This window comes from Streptomyces pactum (assembly GCF_016031615.1).
GTDB lineage: Bacteria > Actinomycetota > Actinomycetes > Streptomycetales > Streptomycetaceae > Streptomyces > Streptomyces pactus.
Window position 1 is genome coordinate 5876962 of record NZ_JACYXC010000001.1, and the last position, 19884, is coordinate 5896845.

A 19884-nucleotide genomic window follows, 5' to 3' on the forward strand; every position below is an offset into this window, starting at 1 on the left:
AGAATAGTTGCTGTCGGTGTCGGGTGAGGGAAGGTAGTCGGCGAACCATGGTGCTGCAGTTGCTGCGCGGCAAGGACGGCAGGCTCTCTGCCTACGCACCGACGGAGGGCGCCATCGAACGCTGGACGGAGAACCGCCCCGGCGGCCCGGACTGGACCGGTCCGGTCCGGCTGGAGCTGCCCGGGCTGACCGCCTGCTCGGTCGGCCAGGGGGCCGACGGCTACGTCCATCTCATGGGGCTGCGGAGCAGACCCGGCGAGGGCGACCGGGTCGATGTGGACGTCGTGCACGCCACCCAGTTCCAGACCGGGCGCCCCACCACCGCCTGGCACTCCATGGGCACCCCGCACCCCAACGACTGGCGCAAGGCCGCCCGGGTCACCGTGGTGGAGACGGTGGTCGGGCGGGACGGCGCGGTGCACGTCTTCGTCCGGAACGCCGGCACCGGCATCAGCGCCCGCCGCCAGGACGGCAAGGGCAAGTGGAGCGGCTGGGTGGACTTCAAGGGCAAGGACGTCGTCGAGGGGCTGTCCGGGGTCGCCACCGCGGCGGGCCGGGTGGAGTTCCTCGCGCCGACCACCGGCGGGGCGCTGCGCTGGTTCATGACCGAGCCGGGCGGCGGGCTCAAGCGCGGCGAGGACCTGCCGTGGAAGCCGCAGCCCGGCTCCTGCGCGGGCGTCCAGACCGGCCCCGACACCCTCACCCACTTCTGGCGGGACGCGGCGACCGGTGAACTGCTCGCCTGGCGGGCCGGCGACGACACCGGGGCGATATCCCTGGGCGGCGAGACCGGCACCGGACGGGTCGCGGTGCTCCAGGCCCCGATCGACGGACACGACTGCACCGTACTGGCCCAGCGGGAGCCGGCGGCCGGCCGGCTCTCCGTCGCCGCCTACCCGGCGCAGAACGAGGCGGCCGGGGTGTGGTGGACGCCCACCGGCGAGCCGGGCCTGAGCGACCCGGCGCTGGCGCTGGACGGGCTGGGCCGGGTGGTGCTGGCCGCCCTCGGGCCGGACCGGCGGCTGCGCCTCGCCCGGCAGAAGACCTCCGAACCCGGCCTCGCGCTGGGCGCCTGGCAGACCGTCCAGGGCGGCTGACCGGCCCGTCCACCGGCGGCGCCGCACCGGACCGGGTCCGGGCGGCGCCCCGTGCCGCCCGCGGGCGGCAGGCTACCCGGGCACGCCCTCCGCGAAGAGCATGCGCAGCCGCACCGCGGACCTCCGGATCTCCCGGGCGCGGGTGTACTCGGGGGAGTCGTACCAGCGGCGGATCGCCTCCATGTCGGGGAACTCGATGACGGTCACCCGGGAGGACTCCCAGGTGCCCTCCACCGCCTCCGGGGTGGGGCCGGCGACCAGGTACCGGCCGCCGTGGTGGCGGATCGACGGCTCCGCCACCGCGTGGTACTCCAGGGCGGTGGCCTCGTCGAGCACATCGGCGTCGACGATCACATATGCGGGCACGGCTGTCTCCCGGGGACGGCACGGACGGCGGAACGCCGCTCGGCCGCATTCTGCAACCCTCACACTGGTGTGAAGGTCAAGTCCTGGTTCCGGGTACGCCGACGGGCCGCACGGAGAGGATCCGTACGGCCCGTCCGGCCGGCCGCCCCGGAACCGGGGCGGCCGTGCGGTCACGCCGGGACGCTGGCCACGCCCGGGGCGAGGAAGCGCTTGCCGTTCACCCGCTCGGAGACACCCTCACGGTCCAGGTACGGCGTGATGCCGCCCAGGTGGAAGGGCCAGCCGGCACCGGTGATCAGGCACAGGTCGATGTCCTGCGCCTCGGCCACCACGCCCTCGTCCAGCATCAGGCCGATCTCCTGGGCGACGGCGTCCAGCACCCGGGCGCGCACCTGCTCCTCGGTCAGCTGCACGTCGCCCTGCTTCAGCAGCGCGGCGACCTCCGGGTCCAGCTCCGGCTTGCCGGAGTCGTAGACGTAGAAGCCGCGCTTGCCCGCCTCCACGACTGCCTTGAGGTTCGGCGAGACCGTGAAGCGGTCCGGGAAGGCGCCGTGCAGCGTCTCGGAGACGTGCAGGCCGATCGCCGGGCCGACCAGCTCCAGCAGCACCAGCGGGGACATCGGCAGGCCGAGCGGCTCCACGGCCCGCTCCGCGACCTCCACCGGGGTGCCCTCGTCGATGACGTTCTGGATCTCGCCCATGAAGCGGGTGAGGATGCGGTTGACCACGAACGCCGGGGCGTCCTTGACCAGCACACCGGTCTTCTTCAGCTTCCTGGCGACCGCGAAGGCGGTGGCCAGCGAGGCGTCGTCGGTCCGCTCGCCGCGCACGATCTCCAGCAGCGGCAGCACCGCGACCGGGTTGAAGAAGTGGAAGCCCACGACCCGCTCGGGGTGCTTGAGCTTCGACGCCATCTCGGTGACCGACAGCGAGGAGGTGTTGGTGGCGAGGACGGCGTGCTCCGGCACGACCGCCTCGACCTCGGCGAACACCTTCTGCTTGACGCCCATCTCCTCGAACACGGCCTCGATGACGAAGTCCGCGTCCCCGAAGGCGGCGGCCTTGTCCAGCGAGCCGGTGACGGCCGCCTTGAGGCGGTTCGCCCTGTCCTGGTTGATCCGGCCCTTGAGCAGCAGCTTGTCGATCTCGCCGTGGACGTACCCGACGCCCTTGTCCACGCGCTCCTGGTCGATGTCGGTCAGCACGACCGGCACCTCCAGGCGGCGGGCGAACAGCAGCGCCAGCTGGGAGGCCATCAGGCCCGCGCCGACCACGCCGACCTTGGTCACCGGGCGGGCGAGCGACTTGTCCGGCGCGCCGGCCGGGCGCTTGCCGCGCTTCTGCACCAGGTTGAACGCGTAGATGCCGCTGCGCAGCTCGCCGCCCATGATCAGGTCAGCCAGGGCCTGGTCCTCGGCGTCGAAGCCCTGCCGCAGGTCGCCGTTCTTCGCCGCCGCGATGATGTCCAGCGCCCGGTACGCGGCCGGGGCCGCGCCGTGCACCTTGGAGTCGGCGAACGCCCGGCCGGCCTCGACCGCCCGGTCCCACGCCTCGCCGCGGTCCACCTCCGGCCGGGCCACCTCGATCTCGCCCTTGAGGACGGAGGCGGTCCAGATCAGCGACTGCTCCAGGAAGTCGGCGCCCTCGAAGATCGCGTCCGCGATCCCCAGCTCGTGCACCTGGACGCCCTTGAGCTGACGGTTCTGGTTGAGGGCGTTCTCGATGACGACCTTGACCGCGCGGTCCGCGCCGATCAGGTTCGGCAGCAGGGTGCAGCCGCCCCAGCCGGGCACCAGGCCGAGGAAGACCTCGGGCAGCGAGAACGCCGGCAGCGAGGCGGAGACGGTGCGGTAGGCGCAGTGCAGACCGACCTCGACACCGCCGCCCATCGCCGCGCCGTTGTAGTAGGCGAAGGTCGGCACGGCCAGCGACGACAGCCGCTTGAACACGTCGTGGCCGCCCTTGCCGATGGCCAGCGCGTCCTCGCGGCGCCCGAGCAGCTCCACGCCCTTGAGGTCGGCGCCGACGGCGAAGATGAACGGCTTGCCGGTGAGGCCCACGCCGACGATCTCGCCGGCCGCGGCCTCCCGCTCCACCTGGTCCAGCGCGCCGTCCAGGTTGGCCAGCGACTGCGGGCCGAAGGTGGTCGGCTTGGTGTGGTCCAGGCCGTTGTCGAGCGTGATGAGCGCGAAGCGGCCCGCGCCGCCCGGCAGGTCGAGGTGGCGGACGTGCGCCTGGGTGACGACCTCGTCCGGGAACAGCTCGGCGGCGCCCTTGAGAAGCTCGGCGGTGGATGTCACTTGCTGCCTCCGTCGAAGTGCGGGTTCTCCCAGATCACGGTGCCGCCCATGCCGAACCCGACGCACATGGTGGTGATGCCGTAGCGGACGTGCGGCTGCTCCTCGAACTGCCGCGCCAGCTGGGTCATCAGGCGCACGCCGGAGGACGCCAGCGGGTGGCCGAAGGCGATCGCGCCGCCGTACTGGTTGACGCGCGGGTCGTCGTCGGCGATGCCGTAGTGGTCCAGCAGCGCCAGGACCTGCACGGCGAACGCCTCGTTGATCTCGAACAGGCCGATGTCGTCGATCGACAGACCGGCCTTGGCCAGCGCCTTCTCGGTGGCCGGCACCGGGCCGATGCCCATGACCTCCGGCTCCACGCCCGCGAAGGCGTAGGAGACCAGCCGCATCTTGACCGGCAGGCCCAGCTCGCGCGCCACGTCCTCGGCGGCGATCAGCGAGGCGGTGGCGCCGTCGTTGAGGCCGGCCGCGTTGCCCGCGGTGACCCGGCCGTGCGGGCGGAACGGGGTCTTCAGGCCGGCCAGGTTCTCCAGCGTGGTGCCCGGGCGCATCGGCTCGTCGGCGGTGGCCAGGCCCCAGCCGGTCTCGCCGCCCTCGGGGTTGGTGCGGCGCACCGAGATCGGCACCAGATCGGGCTGGATCTTGCCGTTGGCGTACGCCTTGGCAGCCTTCTCCTGCGAGCGGACCGCGAACTCGTCGGCGCGCTGCTTGGTGATGTGCGGCAGGCGGTCGTGGAGGTTCTCCGCGGTCATGCCCATGAAGAGCGCGGACTCGTCGACCAGCTTCTCCGACACGAAGCGCGGGTTGGGGTCGACGCCCTCGCCCATCGGGTGGCGGCCCATGTGCTCGACACCGCCGGCCACCACGATGTCGTAGGCGCCGAAGGCGATGGACCCGGCGGTGGTGGTCACCGCGGTCATCGCACCGGCGCACATGCGGTCGATGGAGTAGCCCGGCACCGACTGGGGCAGCCCGGCGAGGATGCCCGCGGTGCGGCCCAGCGTCAGACCCTGGTCGCCGATCTGGGTGGTGGCGGCGATGGCCACCTCGTCGATACGGGCGGGGTCCAGGTCCGGGTTGCGGCGCAGCAGCTCCCGGATGCACTTGACGACCAGATCGTCGGCGCGGGTCTCGTGGTAGATGCCCTTCGGGCCCGCCTTGCCGAATGGGGTCCGGACGCCGTCGACGAAGACGACGTCCCTAGCGGTACGAGGCACGTTGGCTCTCCTCCAGGTGCGGGGTGGCACTGCTGCGGGCACGCGTTCGGCGCGCCGACAGGCCACATGCTACTTGTGGGTAACCAAGCTGCCCAGTCCCCGGCACGGGAGCGGTGAACGTCACACGGAGAGTTACCACCGCCGGACCGGGGCGACACCGGCGCGGTGTGTGGCGCGGGAGCGCGGGGGCGGGCGCCGGGCGTGCCGGGGCACCGGCGCGCCGCAGGTGGGGACGGACGGGGAGCGCGGGGGCCCGGCGCCCGAGCCGGGGCCGGGCCCGGCCCCGGGGACCGGGTGGGGCGGGGTGACCGGGGGCGGGTGTGCCGTACGGGATGTGGAGGGTCGGCGCCGGACGGGATGCGGGGGCGCCGGGCGCAGGGCGGGGGAGTGGTGGGCACCGGAGGGCGCGGGGGGCGTGGTGCCGGGCGTGGTCCTGGGGCGCCGGACGGGAGCGCCGGGCGGGGGGCGCCGACGGCCGGGGGCCGGGCCGGGCCCGTGGGCGCGGGCGGGCGGACCTGCCGGGCAGGCCGGCCGGGGCGGGCCGGAGAAGGCGGCTCGGGCCGTCCGGCGCCGGCCCGTGCCGCGCCCACGGGCCGGCGCCGGAGCGGCCGCGGTGGGGCGTACGTCGTGGGCGGCCGGCCGCGTGGGGGGCGGGGTGGGGACCGGCGCGGGCGCACCGGGGTGGTGGACGCCCGCGGGGGTGCCGCGCGCGGGCGCGCGAGCGGTGGACCGCCGCCGGCCGGGGCGGTCCACGCGCGTCGCGTCAGTCGACGGTCGCCGAGAGCGCGGCCGTGAGCACCGGCGCGACCTGCTCGACCTGCCAGCGCCGGGCGCCGAGGGCGGCCAGCGCGTGGGACACGGTCTCCTCCGACACCTCGGTCGGCGGCTCCCAGCACAGCCGCCGGACCGAGTCCGGGGCGATCAGGTTCTCCTGGGGCATGGACAGCCGCTCGGCGTGGGCCGCCACCGCCGCGCGGGCCACCGTCAGCCGGGCGGCGGCGGCCGGGTCCTTGTCGGCCCAGGCACGCGGCGGCGGGGGGCCGGTGACCGGCTGGCCGGGCTGCGGGAGCTCGCTGTCCGGCAGTGCCCGGGCGCGGTCGATGGCGGCCTGCCACTGGTCCAGCTGGCGGCGCCCGGCGCGGTTGCCGAAACCGTTCAGCGCGGCGAGCGCCCGGGTGTTGCCGGGCAGGGCCAGCGCCGCCTCGATGATCGCGGCGTCGCCGAGGACCTTGCCGGGGGAGATGTCCCGGCGCTGGGCGATGGAGTCCCGCAGCGTCCACAGCTCGCGCACCACCGCCATCTGGCGGCGGCGCCGCACCCGGTGCATCCCGGAGGTGCGCCGCCAGGGGTCCTTGCGGGGCGCCGGCGGCGGGGCGGCGGCGATGGCGGCGAACTCCTCCAGGGCCCACTCCAGCTTCCCCTGCCGGGTCAGCTCCTCCTCCAGCGCGTCCCGCAGGTCCACCAGCAGCTCGACGTCGAGCGCGGCGTAGCGGAGCCAGGGTTCGGGCAGCGGGCGGGTGGACCAGTCCACCGCGGAGTGGCCCTTCTCCAGGGAGTAGCCGAGGACGGTCTCCACCATGGCGCCCAGGCCCACCCGGGCGAACCCGGCGAGCCGGCCGGCCAGCTCGGTGTCGAAGAGGCGGTCGGGCACCATGCCTATGTCCCGCAGGCACGGCAGGTCCTGGGTGGCGGCGTGCAGGACCCACTCGGTGCCGGCGAGCGCGGCGCCCAGGCCCGACAGGTCCGGGCAGCCGACCGGGTCGATCAGCGCGGTGCCCGCCCCGGCGCGTCGCAGCTGGACGAGGTAGGCGCGCTGGCCGTAGCGGTAGCCGGAGGCGCGCTCGGCGTCCACCGCGACCGGGCCGTGCCCGGCCGCGAAGGCCGCGACGACCTCGTCGAGGGCGGCCTGGTCGGCGACCACCGGCGGGATGCCGTCGCGGGGCTCCAGCAGGGGGGTCGGCACCTCTGGGGCTGCGACGCCGTCACCCGGAGGAGCGCCCCCGGTGGTTCGCAGTGTCGTGTCTGCTGCGGTCTTATGGGCGTCGGTCACCGGTCAAGGGTATCTGTGCGGACGGGCGGTACAGGGCGCCCGCCGACGGAACGTTCCGTCGGCGGGCGGCAGAGAGGTCGGTCGGAGGGGCTGCCGGAGGGGTACCGCGCGGTTCCGGTCCGTCACGGACGGGGGTGCCGCGGCGGGGGAGAGGGCAGGGCCGGCGGGCTGTGGTCGTCGGGGTCAGTGGATGATTCCGGTGCGCAGGGCGACGGCGACCATGCCGGCCCGGTCACCGGTGCCCAGCTTGCGGGCGATGCGCGCCAGATGGCTCTTGACGGTGAGCGCGGACAGGCCCATCGAGACGCCGATGGCCTTGTTCGACTGGCCCTCCGCCACCAGCCGGAGCACCTCCACCTCCCGCCCGGACAGTTCCCGGAAGCCCCCCGGGTGCCCCGGCGCGCCGGGCGGGCGGCGGTGCAGCCGGGCGGCGGCGGCTCCGATGGGGGCGGCGCCGGGGCGGCCCGGCAGGCCCAGGTTGGTACGGGTGCCGGTGACCACATAGCCCTTGACGCCGCCGGCCAGGGCGTTGCGTACCGCCCCGATGTCGTCGGCGGCCGAGAGCGCCAGCCCGTTGGGCCAGCCCGCGGCGCGGGTCTCGGAGAGCAGGGTGAGCCCCGAGCCGTCGGGAAGGTGGACGTCGGCGACGCAGATGTCGCGCGGGTTGCTGATCCGGGGGCGTGCCTCGGCGATCGACGACGCCTCGATCACATCGCGTACGCCGAGCGCCCACAGGTGGCGGGTGACGGTGGAGCGGACACGGGGGTCGGCGACCACGACCATCGCCGTCGGCTTGTTCGGACGGTAGGCGACCAGGCTGGACGGTTGCTCAAGGAGAACAGACACCAGGCCTCCTGAAGGGAGTTGGGTGTGGGGACGGGTCACCAGGTGCTTCGGCACCCGTACGGCCCTCCTTTAGGGGATGATCACGATCGAGTGAGTAACAATTCGGACAATTAGGACGACTGCTCGACCGGTGTCAGCGACCCGCGAAACCGGCCCCGACCGCCGACACGCTCCGCTGACCAGCGGTTTTTCCGGCACCGCGGCGCACCGGCGGAGCGACCGGGCGGCCGGGCCGCGCCGGGAGCGGGCCGGGCCGGAGCGCCCGGGGCACACCCGTCGCGGCGGGGCGTGGAGGGCGGCGCCGGTACGCCACCGCGCCGCGCGCGGGGCCCGCGGGCGGGGCCTGCCCCGCCCCGGCCGCCGGGGCGGACGCCGCCGGACGGCTGCCGACGCACGCGGGGGCGCGGTGCGGCGCCGCCGGCCGCCGCCGATGGTCCGGGCGGCGGCGGGTGCGGGCCGCGCGGTGGCCCGGGCGGGCCCCGCCGTGCGGCCGGGTGCCGCCCGCCGGCGCCGCGACGAACGCGGGCGCGCGGTCCCGCGTCACCGCCGCGCCGCGCGCGGTCCCCTGGGGGGCGGGTGGCCCGCCCGGTCCGGCGGAGCGGATACGGCCGGCCTCCCGCCGGGGTCGCCGGCCGGTGCGCGCGGTCGCGGCGGGTGGCGAGCGACGGTCGTGAGGGTGCGTGCGGTCGGCGGGAGGCGGTCGGCGGGCCCGAGGGCGGCGGTTCGGCGGGGGGGCGGGGGAGGTGCCGGGGGCTGCTCCGGGGCGCGGGCCGGACGGCTGCGGTGCGGAGGCGGGTGTGGTGCCGGGGCTGCTCCGGCGCGGCGGGGGGCGGACGGCTGCGGTGCGGGGTACGTGCGGCGGGCGTGGCGGTCCCGGTGCTGGCCGGAGTTTGCCGGCGACGGTCGTGCGGGCGGAGTCCCGGGCGGGAGGGGGTCTGCTCCGGGGCGGCGGGGGCGGAAGAACGCCGCAGCACGGCTGCGGTGCGGGGTACGTGCGGCGGGCATGGCGGTCCGGGGGCCCGCCGGAATCTGCCGACAGGGACGGCCGTGCGGGAGGGGCCCAGGGCGGAGGGGGGCTGCGACCGGCGGTGCGGGGGCCATGGGGGGTGCGCGTCGCCGGATCGCGCGCACGAGGCCTGGCGGTGGTGCCCGGTGGGTACGAGGGCCCGGTCGCCGCGACGCCGGACCGACCGTCTCCTGGCCGGTGTGCCCCGCCCCAATTCCGGTCCGCCATGCGGATACCGGGGCCCCTTGTCCCCGCCCGTGCCGCTGCCCCGTGGCTGTGACCGGCCCGCAGGCCCGTCCCCGCGACCGGCCCGCATGCCTCATCGCCGGTCCACGGGACGGACCCTCGCTCCGGCCCCCGTAGGTCCGCCCCGGGCGCCCCGGGCACCGGGGCCGGCGCGCATGCCCGGCCCCGGCCCGGTGCCCGCGAGCCGGGAGGCCGGCCCCCGCCCGGGGGCTGGGCGGCCCCGGGCACGGCGTCCGGCGCCGGGTGCGCCTCGCGTCCGTACCCGCGGACCCGCGGACCCGCAGACCCGTGAACCGCGGACCGGGCGGCCCGGCCGGGCATCCCGTGGCACGTCCAGGCACCCCGCACCCCGCGGCCCGAGCGCCCAGGCTGACCGGGCGTGGGCCGGGCGCCGGGGTCAGCGGGGGCGGGGGCCGCGGCGCTGCGGCAGCGGCACCACGCCCGGCTCCTGCCCCTGGGCCGGCGGCAGCCCCGCGATCTGGCACAGCACGTCGCACCAGGCCGCCAGGTGCGCCGCGGTGTCCGGCACCCCCGCGGCGTCGGAGGGCGTCCAGGAGGCGCGGATCTCGATCCGGGTGGACGGTTCGCGGTCGCCCAGCCCGCCGAAGTGGTGGGAGGCGGCCAGCGTCACCGTGCCGCTGGGCTCCAGGTACTCCACCCGGCGCCCCTGGAGCGCCCCGGTCAGCCACGACCAGCACACCTCCGGCAGCAGCGGGTCCGCGGCCATCTCCGGCTCCAGCTCGGCGTGGACCAGCGTCACCAGCCGGAAGGTGCCGCGCCAGGACTCGTGCCCCTCCGGGTCGTGCAGCAGGATCAGCCGGCCCTCGGCCAGCTCCGTCCCGCCGTCGTCCTCCGCGTCGTCGGCCGCCACCACCGCCTCCAGCGCGTACGCGAAGGGCGCCAGCCGGCGCGGCGGCGGGGTGGGGTCCAGTTCCACCTCGGCCCGCGGCCGTACGCCGCGCAGTCCGGCGACCGCGTGCCGGAAGGCCAGTGGGGCGCCGTCCCGCCCTCCCGTGCTGTCCGCGCCGTCCGCAAGGTGTCCCTGAGCCGCTGCCATGCCCGGAAGACTAGGCGTTCGAGACCCCCGTGCGAGGTAGGCACACCAGGGTTGGCGGGTCACTCGTTCGGCCCGTGCGAAGATTTAGGACATGAGCGTCTCCGACCGGCCGACAGGCCCGCAGCAGACCGGCCCCACCGCGGTGTCGGCGGTCCAGGATTCAGCGTTCCTCCGGGCGTGCCGCCGGGAGCCCGTACCGCACACGCCGGTGTGGTTCATGCGCCAGGCCGGACGCTCGCTCCCCGAGTACCGCAAGGTCCGCGAGGGCACCGCCATGCTGGAGTCCTGCATGCGGCCGGACCTGGTCACCGAGATCACCCTGCAGCCGGTCCGCCGGCACGGCGTGGACGCCGCGATCTACTTCAGCGACATCGTCGTCCCGCTCAAGGCCATCGGCGTGGACCTGGACATCAAGCCCGGCGTCGGCCCGGTCGTCGCCGAGCCGGTGCGCACCCGGGCCGACCTGGAGCGGCTGCGCCCGCTGGAGCCGGACGACGTGGCCTACGTCACCGAGGCGATCGGGATGCTCACCGGTGAGCTGGGCGCCACCCCGCTGATCGGTTTCGCCGGCGCCCCCTTCACGCTCGCCAGCTACCTCGTGGAGGGCGGGCCGTCCCGCAACCACGAGCACACCAAGGCGCTCATGTACGGGGACCCGCAGCTCTGGGCCGACCTGCTGGACCGGCTCGCGGACATCACCGCCGCCTTCCTCAAGGTGCAGATCGAGGCGGGCGCCTCCGCCGTCCAGCTCTTCGACTCCTGGGTCGGCGCGCTGGCCCCGGCCGACTACCGGCGCAGGGTGCTGCCGGCCTCCGCCAAGGTCTTCGACGCCGTGGCCCCCTACGGGGTGCCGCGCATCCACTTCGGCGTGGGCACCGGGGAGCTGCTCGGCCCGCTCGGCGAGGCCGGCGCGGACGTGGTGGGCGTGGACTGGCGGGTGCCGCTGGACGAGGCCGCCCGCCGCGTCGGGCCCGGCAAGGCGCTCCAGGGCAACCTCGACCCGGCGGTGCTCTTCGCGCCGCGCGAGGCGGTGGAGAGCAAGGCCGACGAGGTGCTGGAAGCCGCCCGCGACCTGCCCGGGCACGTGTTCAACCTCGGTCACGGGGTGCTGCCGGACACCGACCCGGACGCCCTGACCCGGCTGGTGGAGTACGTGCACACCCGCACCGCCCGCTGACCGGCGCGGTTCCGCGGACCCCGGGACGGGGCGCCGGCACTCCCGTGCCGGCGCCCCGTCCCGTCGCGTACCGGCGGCCTTCCGCCCCGCCCACCGGTCCGCCCGGGCACCGCGTCCGGCGGCCGCCGGGCGCGGCCCGAAGGCGTCAGCCCGCCTTGCGGACCGCCGCCACCGCCTTGCGCGCCGCGACCAGCACCGGGTCCCACACCGGGGAGAACGGCGGCGCGTACCCCAGGTCGAGCGCGGTCATCTCCTCCACCGTCATCCGCGCGGTGAGCGCCACCGCCGCGATGTCCACCCGCTTCCCGGCGCCCTCCCGGCCCACGATCTGCGTCCCCAGCAGCCGTCCGGTACGGCGCTCGGCGAGCATCTTCACCCGCATCGGCCGGGCGTCGGGGTAGTAGCCGGCGCGGCTGGTGGATTCGATGGTCACCGACACGAACCGCAGGCCCTCCTCGGCCGCCTGACGCTCCAGCAGCCCGGTGCGGGCGATCTCCAGGTCGCAGACCTTGCTCACCGCGGTGCCCACCACCCCGGGGAAGGTGGCGTAGCCGCCCGCCGCGTTGGAGCCGATGACCTGGCCGTGCTTGTTGGCGTGCGTGCCCAGCGGGATGTGCCGGGTCCGGCCGGAGACCAGGTCCAGCACCTCCACGCAGTCGCCGCCCGCCCAGACGTTCTCCGTACCGCGCACCCGCATCGACAGATCGGTGAGCAGCCCGCCGTACTCGCCCAGCGGCAGCCCGGCGTCCCGCGCCAGGCCGGTGGCCGGCCGCACGCCCAGGCCCAGCACCACCACCTCCGCCGGGTACTCGGCGTCCTCGGTGGCCACCGCCCGCACCGACCCGTCGGCGCCGGTGCGGATCGCGGTGACCTCCGCGCCGTTGACCGTCTCGATCCCCATCCCGCACATCGCCTCGTGGACCAGCTCGCCCATGTCCGGGTCGAGGGTGGTCATCGGCTGCGGGGCGCGGTTGAGCACCGTCACCCGGAACCCGCGGCGGATCAGCGCCTCCGCCATCTCCACGCCGATGTACCCGGCGCCGACCACCACGGCCCGCGGCCCGCCGTCCGGTGCGCCGCCGCGCCGGGCGACCTCCTCCAGGGTGTCCAGCAGCGCCCGGCCGTCGTCCAGCGACTGCACCCCGTGCACCCCGGGCGCGCCGATGCCCGGCAGGTCCGGGCGCACCGGGGTGGCGCCGGTGGCCAGCACCAGCCGGTCGAAGCCCCACCACCGCTCGTCGCCGGACTCCAGGTCCCGGGCGCGCACCCGCTGCCCGGGCAGGTCCAGCTCGGTCACCTCGGTGCGCATCCGCAGGTCGATGCCGCGCTCCCGGTGCTCCCCGGGGCTGCGCGCGATCAGCTGGTCGGCGCCGTCCACCTGGCCGCCCACCCAGTACGGGATGCCGCACGCGGAGTACGAGCTGAAACCGCCCCGTTCGAAGGCGACGATCTCCAGCTCGTCCTCGCCCTTCAGCCGCCGGGCCTGGGACGCCGCCGACATCCCCGCCGCGTCACCCCCGACGACCACCATGCGCTGCGCCGCCACGTACCGCCCCTTTCCGTTCCGTCCCGCCGCCACCGGTTCCGGCGCCGGTCCGGCACCACGGTACGGACCCGGCGGTCCACGGGCGGCGGCCGGGCGGCCGGTCAGCGCTCCAGGACCAGCGCCTGCCCCTGACCGACGCCGATACACAGGGCGGCCAGCCCGGTGCCCGAGCCGCGGGCGGCGAGCTGGTGGGCGACCGCCCCGGCGAGCCGGGCGCCGGAGGCCCCGAGCGGGTGGCCGATCGCGATCGCGCCGCCGCGCGGGTTGACCTTGGCCGGGTCCAGCTCCGGCCAGGCGGCGAGGCAGCCCAGCGCCTGGGCGGCGAACGCCTCGTTCAGCTCCACCGTGGCCAGGTCCGCCAGCGTCCGCCCGGAGCGCGCCAGCGCCCGGCGCACCGCCTCCACCGGCCCCAGCCCGAACAGCTGCGGCTCGATCCCGGTGACCGCCCCCGCGCCCACCCGGGCCAGCGGCTCCCGGCCGGTGGCCCGCAGCCCCTCCTCGTCGCAGAGCAGCAGCGCCGCGGCGCCGTCGTTGAGCGGCGAGGAGTTCCCGGCGGTGACGCTGCCGCCGGCCCGGAAGGCCGGGGCGAGGGCGGCCAGCGCCCCCGCCGAGGTGGTGTCCCGGATCGTCTCGTCGCGGGTGAGGTCGCTGCCGGGGACCTCCACCACCTCCGCGGCGTACCGGCCCTCCCGCCAGGCGCGGGCCGCCTTGCGGTGGCTCTCCAGCGCGAACGCGTCCTGGGCGGTCCGGTCGATGCCGTACTTCTCGGCGATCAGCTCGGCGCCCTCACCCAGCGCCACGGTCCACTCGGCGGGCAGCCGCGGGTTGGTCATCCGCCAGCCCAGGGTGGTGGAGTACATCTGCTGGTGGCCGGCCGGGAACGCGCGCTCCGGCTTGGGCAGCACCCACGGCGCGCGGGACATCGACTCCACCCCGCCGGCCAGCACCACGCTCGCGTCCCCCACCGCGATCGCCCGGGCGGCCTGCACCACGGCCTCCAGCCCGGAGGCGCACAGCCGGTTGACGGTGGTGCCCGGCACCGTCACCGGCAGCCCGGCCAGCAGCACCGCCATCCGCGCCACGTCGCGGTTCTCCTCGCCCGCGCCGTTGGCGTTGCCGAAGACCACGTCGTCGATCCGCGCCGGGTCCAGCGCCGGGGTGCGCTCCACCAGCGACCGGACCACGTGCGCGGCCAGGTCGTCGGGGCGCACCCGGGACAGCCCGCCGCCGTACTTGCCGACCGGGGTACGGACGGCATCGACGATGTACACATCCCGGATGCGGTCGTTCATCGGATCCTCTCCAGCGTCCGGCGGCCGGGGCGGGCGCCCCACCGACCGTTCGGTTGTTCGGCCGCTGCCGAGTCTCGACCGGCCGTCCGCCGCTGTCAATGGGCCCGCCGGTCGGGGCGCGGCGGCACCGCGCGGACCGCGTGCCCCGCCCGTCCGCGGGTCCGGGCGCCGGACGACGCGCTCCCCCGGGGCGGCGCGCGGGACCGCGGTACGGGAGCCGGGGCGGGGCCGGGCCGCCCGTTCTGAGAGAGTGGAGGCATGGATCTACAGCGGACCTCCCCGGCCGGCGGGGCCGGACACGTGGCCGTGATCGGCGGCGGGATCTCCGGACTGGCGGCCGCCCACCGGCTGCTGGCCGGCGGCGCGCGGGTCACGGTGCTGGAGGCGTCGGACCGGCTCGGCGGCAAACTCATGGCGGGCGAGATCGCCGGGGCCCCGGTGGACCTGGGCGCGGAGTCGATGCTCGCGCGGCGGCCGGAGGCGACCGACCTCGCCCGCGCCGTGGGACTGGCCGACCGCCTCCGGCCCCCGGCGGTCACCGGCGCCGGCGTGTGGTCGCGGGGCGGGCTGCGGCCGATGCCCGCCGGACATGTCATGGGTGTGCCGGACGGCCCGGCGGCACTGGCCGCCTCCGGGGTGCTCTCCGCCGACGGCCTGGCCCGGATCGCCGCCGAGGAGGAGCTGCCCGCCACCGAGGTCGGCGACGACGTGGCGATCGGCGAGTTCGTGGCCCGGCGGTTCGGCCGGGAGGTCGTGGACCGGCTGGTCGAACCGCTGCTGGGCGGGGTGTACGCGGGCGACGCCTACCGGATCTCGATGCGGGCCGCGGTGCCCCAGCTGTTCGCCGCGGTGCGCGCCCACGCCTCGCTGACCGAGGCGGTGCGGGCGGTGCGGCGGGAGATCGCCTGCCGTGCCCAGGACGGCCCGGTCTTCGTGGGCATCGACGGCGGCGTCGGACTGCTGCCGGACGCCGTGGCCGGGGCGGTACGCGCCGCCGGCGGCGAGATCCGCACCGGTGTCCCGGTGCGCGAGCTGCGCCGGACGCCCGCGGCGCCCGACGGGTCCGGGGGCGGCTGGCGGGTCGTCACCGGCGGCGGGACGCTGACCGTGGACGCGGTGGTGCTCGCGGTGCCGGCCCCGGCCGCCGCCCGGCTGCTCGCCGCGGAGGCGCCGGGTGCCTCCGGCGAGCTGACGGGCGTCGAGTACGCCTCCATGGCCCTGGTCACCATGGCCTTCCGGCGCTCCGACGCGGCCGGGCTGCCGGTCGGCACCGGCTTCCTGCTGCCGCCGGTGGAGGGCCGCCGGATCAAGGCGGTGACCTTCTCCGGCCACAAGTGGGGCTGGGTCGGCGAGGGCGACCCGGACCTGTTCGTGCTGCGCACCTCGGTCGGCCGGTACGGGGAGGAGTCGGACCTGGCGCTCGACGACGAGGACCTGGTCGCGCTCTCCCGGACCGACCTGGCCGAAACGGTGGGCCTGGCCGCGCGGCCGGTGGCCGCCCGGGTGACCCGCTGGGACGCCGGGCTGCCGCAGTACCCGGTCGGCCACCTGGACCGGGTCGCCCGCGTCCGCGAGCAGGTGGCGAAGCTGCCGGGGCTCGCGGTGTGCGGCGCGGTGTACGACGGGGTGGGCATCCCGGCGTGCATCGGCAGCGGCCGCGCGGCCGCCGAGGAGCTGCTGGCGACCCTGCCGCCGGGCGGCGCGGCCGGGGGGAGAGAATAGGACCATGACTGCACCCCAGACCGAGACGACGACCGGCAAGGCCCCGAACGCCGGGAAGAGGGCCAAGGACCTCAACGAGGTCATCCGCTACACGCTGTGGTCGGTGTTCAAGCTCCGCGACGTGCTGCCGGAGGACCGGACCGGCTGGGCCGGCGAGGTGGAGGAGCTGTTCAAGCAGCTCGCCGACGAGGACGTCACGGTGCGCGGCACCTACGACGTGTCCGGCATGCGGGCCGACGCGGACGTCATGATCTGGTGGCACTCGGAGACCTCGGACGCGCTGCAGAGCGCCTACAACCGGTTCCGCCGCACCCGCCTGGGCCGCGCGCTGGAGCCGGTGTGGTCGAACATGGCGCTGCACCGTCCGGCGGAGTTCAACAAGGCGCACATCCCGGCGTTCCTCGCCGACGAGGTGGCCCGCGACTACGTGAGCGTCTATCCGTTCGTCCGCTCCTACGACTGGTACCTGCTGCCGGACGAGGACCGCCGCCGGATGCTCGCCGACCACGGCAAGATGGCCCGCGGCTACCCGGACGTCCGGGCCAACACGGTCGCCTCCTTCTCGCTCGGCGACTACGAGTGGATCCTCGCCTTCGAGGCCGACGAGCTGCACCGCATCGTGGACCTGATGCGCCACCTGCGGGGTTCCGAGGCGCGCCGCCACGTGCGCGAGGAGGTGCCGTTCTTCACCGGCCGCCGCCGGTCGGTGGCCGAGCTGATCGACGCCCTGGCCTGACCGCCGCGGGCCGCCGGCGCGGGAGTGCCGGGCGGCTCGGTGTGCGTACACGGACGCCCGGGGTGCGCGCCGGCCCGGCCGCCGCGCGCCCCGGGCGTCCGGTCGTCCCGGACCCGGGCGTCCGTGTCGTCGCGGTCCGGCCCCAGGCGACCTTCGCACCGGCGCCGGTGACCTTCGTACCGGTCCGCCGGCCGTTCGCACCGCGGGCCGTTCGCACCGGTCCGCCGGCCGTCCCGGACCGGCCGTGCGCGGTGCGGTGGCGGTCAGGGCATCCGGGTGAGCAACGGGTCCGGCAGCCGCCGGATCTCCCGGGTGGCCGCCCCGGTCGGCACCGGCGCCGGCCGGCCCGCGCAGGAGACGTCGCGGGCCGGGGCCCGGCCGGTGAGCAGATAGGTCTCCACCCGGCGGTCCACGCAGGCGTTGCCGCCGCCGAAGACCCCGTGGCTGCCCGCGCCCCGCTCGGTGACCAGCCGGGAGCCGGCCAGCCGGTCGCGCATCCGCAGCGCCCCGGCGTACGGCGTGGCCGCGTCCCGCTCGGCGGCGACCAGCAGTACCGGCGGCAGTGCGCCGGGCGCGGTGCGGACGTCGGCCGGCCGCTGCCGCCGCGTCACCGGCCAGTAGGCGCACGGAAGGTTCAGCCAGGCGTTCTCCCAGGTCTCGAACGGGGCGCGGCGGGCCAGTTCGGTGTGGTCCCGGTCCCAGGTGGACCAGTCCGTCGGCCACGGGGCGTCGTTGCACTCCACGGCGGTGTAGACGGCGGTGCCGTTCTCCTCCTCCGCGGCCCGCCGCCGGTCGGGCGCGGCCAGCGCGATCAGCGGCCGGGCGTCGCCGCGCAGGTACGCCGCCAGCGCGCGGGCGCCGGGGGCCCAGTGCGCGTCGTGGTAGGCGACCCGCAGGAACGCGGCGTGCAGTTCGCCGCTGCCCACCGTGCGGCCGGCCGGCGCCCGGTCCAGCCGCTGCCGGGCCTCCTGGTAGGAGGCGAGCACCCGCGCCGGGGTCCGGCCCAGGCGGTAGACGTCGTGGTGTTCGGCCACCCAGGCGCGCCAGTCGGCCCACCGGGACTCGAAGGCGAGCGACTGGTCGAGGTTGCCGCGGTACCAGATCCGGTCCGGCTCGGGGTTGACCACGCTGTCCAGCACCATGCGGCGCACCCGCCCGGGGAAGTACGTGGCGTACACCGCCCCGAAGTAGGTTCCGTAGGAGGCGCCCAGGAAGGTGAGCCGCCGCTCGCCCAGCGCGGCGCGCAGCACCTCCAGGTCACGGGCGTTGTTGAGGGTGTGGAAGTGCGCCAGGTCCCGGCCGGCGGACCGGGCACAGCCGGCGGCGTAGCGGCGGGCGTGCCGGATGCGGTCGCGCTTGTACTCCGCGGACGGCCGGGCGGGGGAGACGGTGGGCGCCCGTACGGCCTCGGCGGGGTCCTGGCAGGACAGCGCCCCGGAGCGGCCCACCCCGCGCGGGGCGTACCCCACGAAGTCGTACGCGGCGGCCAGCCGGTGGTACTCCGGCTCGCCCGCGCGAGCCGGGAACCGCATCCCGGAGCCGCCCGGCCCGCCCGGGTTGTACACCAGCGCGCCCTGGTGCCGGGCGCGCGGACCGGTGGCCGGGGCGCGGCTGACGGTCAGCGGGATCCGCCTGCCGTCCGGGCGGGCGTAGTCCAGCGGCACCAGGACGGTCCCGCACCGCACGGGCGCCGGGAGCCGCTCCGCCTCGGGGCAGGCGCCGAAGGTGATGCCCCGGGCGGCGGCGCGCCGGGCCGCCAGCGCCACCCCGCGCGCCTCGGCGTCACCGCCGGGCGTGCCGGTGGCGGTCCCGCCGGCGGTCCCGGTGGCCGGGGCGACGGTGAGCGTCGCGGTCACGGCCAGCGCCCCGAGGACCCCGTACAGCGCTGCTGCTCTCACAGGACATCCCTCCATGTTGTTCACGGCAAAAGGGATATTTCGCCCGGTGGTTGGTGAAGTAAAGCACCGTCGGGAGGTGTCGGGCCCAATGCCCCCGATGCGCCCCGGCCCGGCGGCGCCCGGGCTCAGCGGCGGCGGCCGGTGCGCAGTGCCGCGCGGAGCGCCGGGTCGGTGAGCGCGCCGGTGCCGTGCACCGCGAGCGCGGCGAGGTCGGGGTCCGCGGCCGGTGTGCCGGACGGGCCCGACAAGCCCGACGGACCACGGGGGACGGTGCCGTCGTCGGAGCGCGGCCGGCGCCCGGGCACCGTGATCCCGCCGAGCAGCCGCTGCCCGGCCGGGGAGGCCCAGCGGGTGTAGGGGTGCGCCTCGGCGCGGGCGACGGCCAGCGCCCCGCCGGTCAGCAGCAGCGGCGGCGCGTACCAGGCCAGTGCCGTTCCCGCCCCGGAGGCCGGCGGCACCATCAGCGCCGTCACCACCGCGGTCAGCACCACCAGCGCGGCGGCCGCGCGCACCTGACGGACCGCCGAGGCCACCGAGTCGCGGGCGGCCGGCGGCACCGCCAGCCCGGTGGCCACCAGCCGGTCGGCCAGCGAGACCACCGCCTGGGCGCCGGCGACGGCGTCCTGGACCGGCGGCACCGGGGCCTGGCCGCCGGGACCGATCGCGGTGATCACCGACCGTTCCAGGTCGTCCCGGCCCTCGGGGTCCACCACCGTCACCCAGCCGGTGTGGGCGAGCAGTATCCGGCGCTGCCGGTACATCGAGACCAGGGTCAGGTCGGTGACCCGGCCCGGCCCTCCGGACAGGAAGGCCGCCTCGTACAGGGTCAGGCCACCGCGGGCCGCGGCCGGGGCGGGCCCGTCCTCGGCGGCGGCGAGCGCCGCCGTGCACAGCCGGGCGCAGCTGAGCCCCGCCGCGCCCCAGGCGACGATGAGGAAGAGCACCCAGAACATGGCCGAGTTCTACTGGACCGCGCCCGTCTCCGCCATGGTTTGTTCACGATCCGGATGACGTTGCCCGCGGGATGCGGGCATGGGTGCGGGCGGGGGGTCCGGGTGCGGACGCGGGTGGGTGGCGAGCGGGTGCGGTGTCCGGGTGCGCGTGTGGGCACGGGGGGCAGGGGGACGCGACGACGGTCGCGGGCGTGGGTGACCGGCGCCGGTGGGGCGCGGTCCGCCGGGGCGCGCCCGGCCCGGTGGGCCCGACCGGCTGCCCGCGGGATCCCCGGGAGGCGTGCCCGGCCCCTGGAAGACGCGCGGTGTGACGGCGGCCGGCCGGTCCCGCGGGGTGTCGGTCCGACCCGCGGGTGGCGTGACGGAAGTTCCTGG

At 76.5% G+C, this 19884-nt stretch carries 14 protein-coding genes; 4 read left to right on the forward strand and 10 right to left on the reverse strand.

Features of this window, described 5'->3' with window-relative positions; translation table 11 throughout:
* The first annotated feature begins 47 nt into the window (after window positions 1-47).
* Window positions 48-1097, forward strand: coding sequence for a PLL family lectin (locus IHE55_RS23100; protein WP_197990776.1), 1050 nt, complete (start codon window positions 48-50; stop codon window positions 1095-1097).
* A 72-nt stretch (window positions 1098-1169) separates the two neighbouring features.
* On the opposite strand, the gene IHE55_RS23105 is transcribed toward IHE55_RS23100, so the two are convergent.
* From IHE55_RS23105 to IHE55_RS23130, 6 genes are all read right to left on the reverse strand, one after another.
* Entirely contained in the window at window positions 1170-1463 is a 294-nt protein-coding gene (locus IHE55_RS23105) for a DUF1330 domain-containing protein (protein ID WP_197990777.1), read from the reverse strand.
* 170 nt (window positions 1464-1633) lie between these two features.
* Window positions 1634-3763 carry a 3-hydroxyacyl-CoA dehydrogenase NAD-binding domain-containing protein gene (locus IHE55_RS23110; RefSeq protein WP_197990778.1) on the reverse strand — a complete coding sequence of 710 codons (2130 nt, stop codon included), beginning with the start codon at window positions 3761-3763 and terminating at the stop codon, window positions 1634-1636.
* Window positions 3760-4980 carry a thiolase family protein gene (locus IHE55_RS23115; RefSeq protein WP_197990779.1) on the reverse strand — a complete coding sequence of 407 codons (1221 nt, stop codon included), beginning with the start codon at window positions 4978-4980 and terminating at the stop codon, window positions 3760-3762. The genes IHE55_RS23110 and IHE55_RS23115 overlap by 4 nt, the downstream gene beginning before the upstream one ends.
* A gap of 763 nt (window positions 4981-5743) precedes the next feature.
* A complete protein-coding gene (locus IHE55_RS23120; RefSeq protein WP_197990780.1) occupies window positions 5744-7030 on the reverse strand; it encodes a ribonuclease D in 1287 nt (428 codons plus the stop codon).
* Between the two features lie 183 nt (window positions 7031-7213).
* On the reverse strand, window positions 7214-7876 hold the full coding sequence (locus IHE55_RS23125; protein WP_197990781.1) for a response regulator transcription factor: 663 nt from the start codon (window positions 7874-7876) through the stop codon (window positions 7214-7216).
* A 1649-nt stretch (window positions 7877-9525) separates the two neighbouring features.
* A complete protein-coding gene (locus IHE55_RS23130) occupies window positions 9526-10185 on the reverse strand; it encodes a DUF3000 domain-containing protein (RefSeq protein WP_197990782.1) in 660 nt (219 codons plus the stop codon).
* A 91-nt stretch (window positions 10186-10276) separates the two neighbouring features.
* Between IHE55_RS23130 and hemE the strand changes: the two genes are divergently transcribed.
* Window positions 10277-11362 (forward strand): uroporphyrinogen decarboxylase, encoded by a 1086-nt coding sequence (gene hemE, locus IHE55_RS23135; protein WP_197990783.1) that lies wholly within the window; start codon window positions 10277-10279, stop codon window positions 11360-11362.
* A 145-nt stretch (window positions 11363-11507) separates the two neighbouring features.
* Here the strand turns inward: hemE and IHE55_RS23140 are convergent, their stop codons facing one another.
* Window positions 11508-12893 (reverse strand): FAD-dependent oxidoreductase, encoded by a 1386-nt coding sequence (locus tag IHE55_RS23140; RefSeq protein ID WP_197992184.1) that lies wholly within the window; start codon window positions 12891-12893, stop codon window positions 11508-11510.
* A gap of 116 nt (window positions 12894-13009) precedes the next feature.
* Window positions 13010-14200: a thiolase family protein gene (locus IHE55_RS23145; protein ID WP_197990784.1), complete on the reverse strand. Its 1191-nt coding sequence runs from the start codon at window positions 14198-14200 to the stop codon at window positions 13010-13012.
* 258 nt (window positions 14201-14458) lie between these two features.
* On the opposite strand from IHE55_RS23145, the gene hemG reads away from it, so the two are divergent.
* Both hemG and hemQ read left to right on the forward strand, forming a co-directional pair.
* Window positions 14459-15922: a protoporphyrinogen oxidase gene (gene hemG, locus IHE55_RS23150; RefSeq protein ID WP_197990785.1), complete on the forward strand. Its 1464-nt coding sequence runs from the start codon at window positions 14459-14461 to the stop codon at window positions 15920-15922.
* Between the two features lie 4 nt (window positions 15923-15926).
* The gene (hemQ, locus tag IHE55_RS23155) at window positions 15927-16658 is read left to right on the forward strand and encodes a hydrogen peroxide-dependent heme synthase (RefSeq protein WP_197990786.1); all 732 of its coding nucleotides are present in this window, start codon (window positions 15927-15929) and stop codon (window positions 16656-16658) included.
* 263 nt (window positions 16659-16921) lie between these two features.
* Here hemQ and IHE55_RS23160 read toward each other — a convergent pair whose 3' ends face one another.
* Together IHE55_RS23160 and IHE55_RS23165 are read right to left on the reverse strand one after the other, a co-directional pair.
* Window positions 16922-18556: an alpha/beta hydrolase gene (locus IHE55_RS23160; RefSeq protein ID WP_197990787.1), complete on the reverse strand. Its 1635-nt coding sequence runs from the start codon at window positions 18554-18556 to the stop codon at window positions 16922-16924.
* Between the two features lie 125 nt (window positions 18557-18681).
* Window positions 18682-19509 carry a TIGR04222 domain-containing membrane protein gene (locus tag IHE55_RS23165; protein ID WP_197990788.1) on the reverse strand — a complete coding sequence of 276 codons (828 nt, stop codon included), beginning with the start codon at window positions 19507-19509 and terminating at the stop codon, window positions 18682-18684.
* Window positions 19510-19884 lie beyond the last annotated feature (375 nt).

Excerpts from the sequence above, each read along its gene's own strand:
- IHE55_RS23100 (WP_197990776.1), top strand. The coding sequence starts at position 48 with ATGGTGCTGCAGTTGCTGCGCGGCAAGGACGGCAGGCTCTCTGCCTAC.
- hemG (WP_197990785.1), top strand. The coding sequence starts at position 14,459 with ATGGATCTACAGCGGACCTCCCCGGCCGGCGGGGCCGGACACGTGGCC.
- IHE55_RS23130 (WP_197990782.1), bottom strand. The coding sequence starts at position 10,185 with ATGGCAGCGGCTCAGGGACACCTTGCGGACGGCGCGGACAGCACGGGA.
- IHE55_RS23165 (WP_197990788.1), bottom strand. The coding sequence starts at position 19,509 with ATGTTCTGGGTGCTCTTCCTCATCGTCGCCTGGGGCGCGGCGGGGCTC.
- hemQ (WP_197990786.1), top strand. The coding sequence starts at position 15,927 with ATGACTGCACCCCAGACCGAGACGACGACCGGCAAGGCCCCGAACGCC.
- IHE55_RS23145 (WP_197990784.1), bottom strand. The coding sequence starts at position 14,200 with ATGAACGACCGCATCCGGGATGTGTACATCGTCGATGCCGTCCGTACC.
- IHE55_RS23140 (WP_197992184.1), bottom strand. The coding sequence starts at position 12,893 with ATGGTGGTCGTCGGGGGTGACGCGGCGGGGATGTCGGCGGCGTCCCAG.
- hemE (WP_197990783.1), top strand. The coding sequence starts at position 10,277 with ATGAGCGTCTCCGACCGGCCGACAGGCCCGCAGCAGACCGGCCCCACC.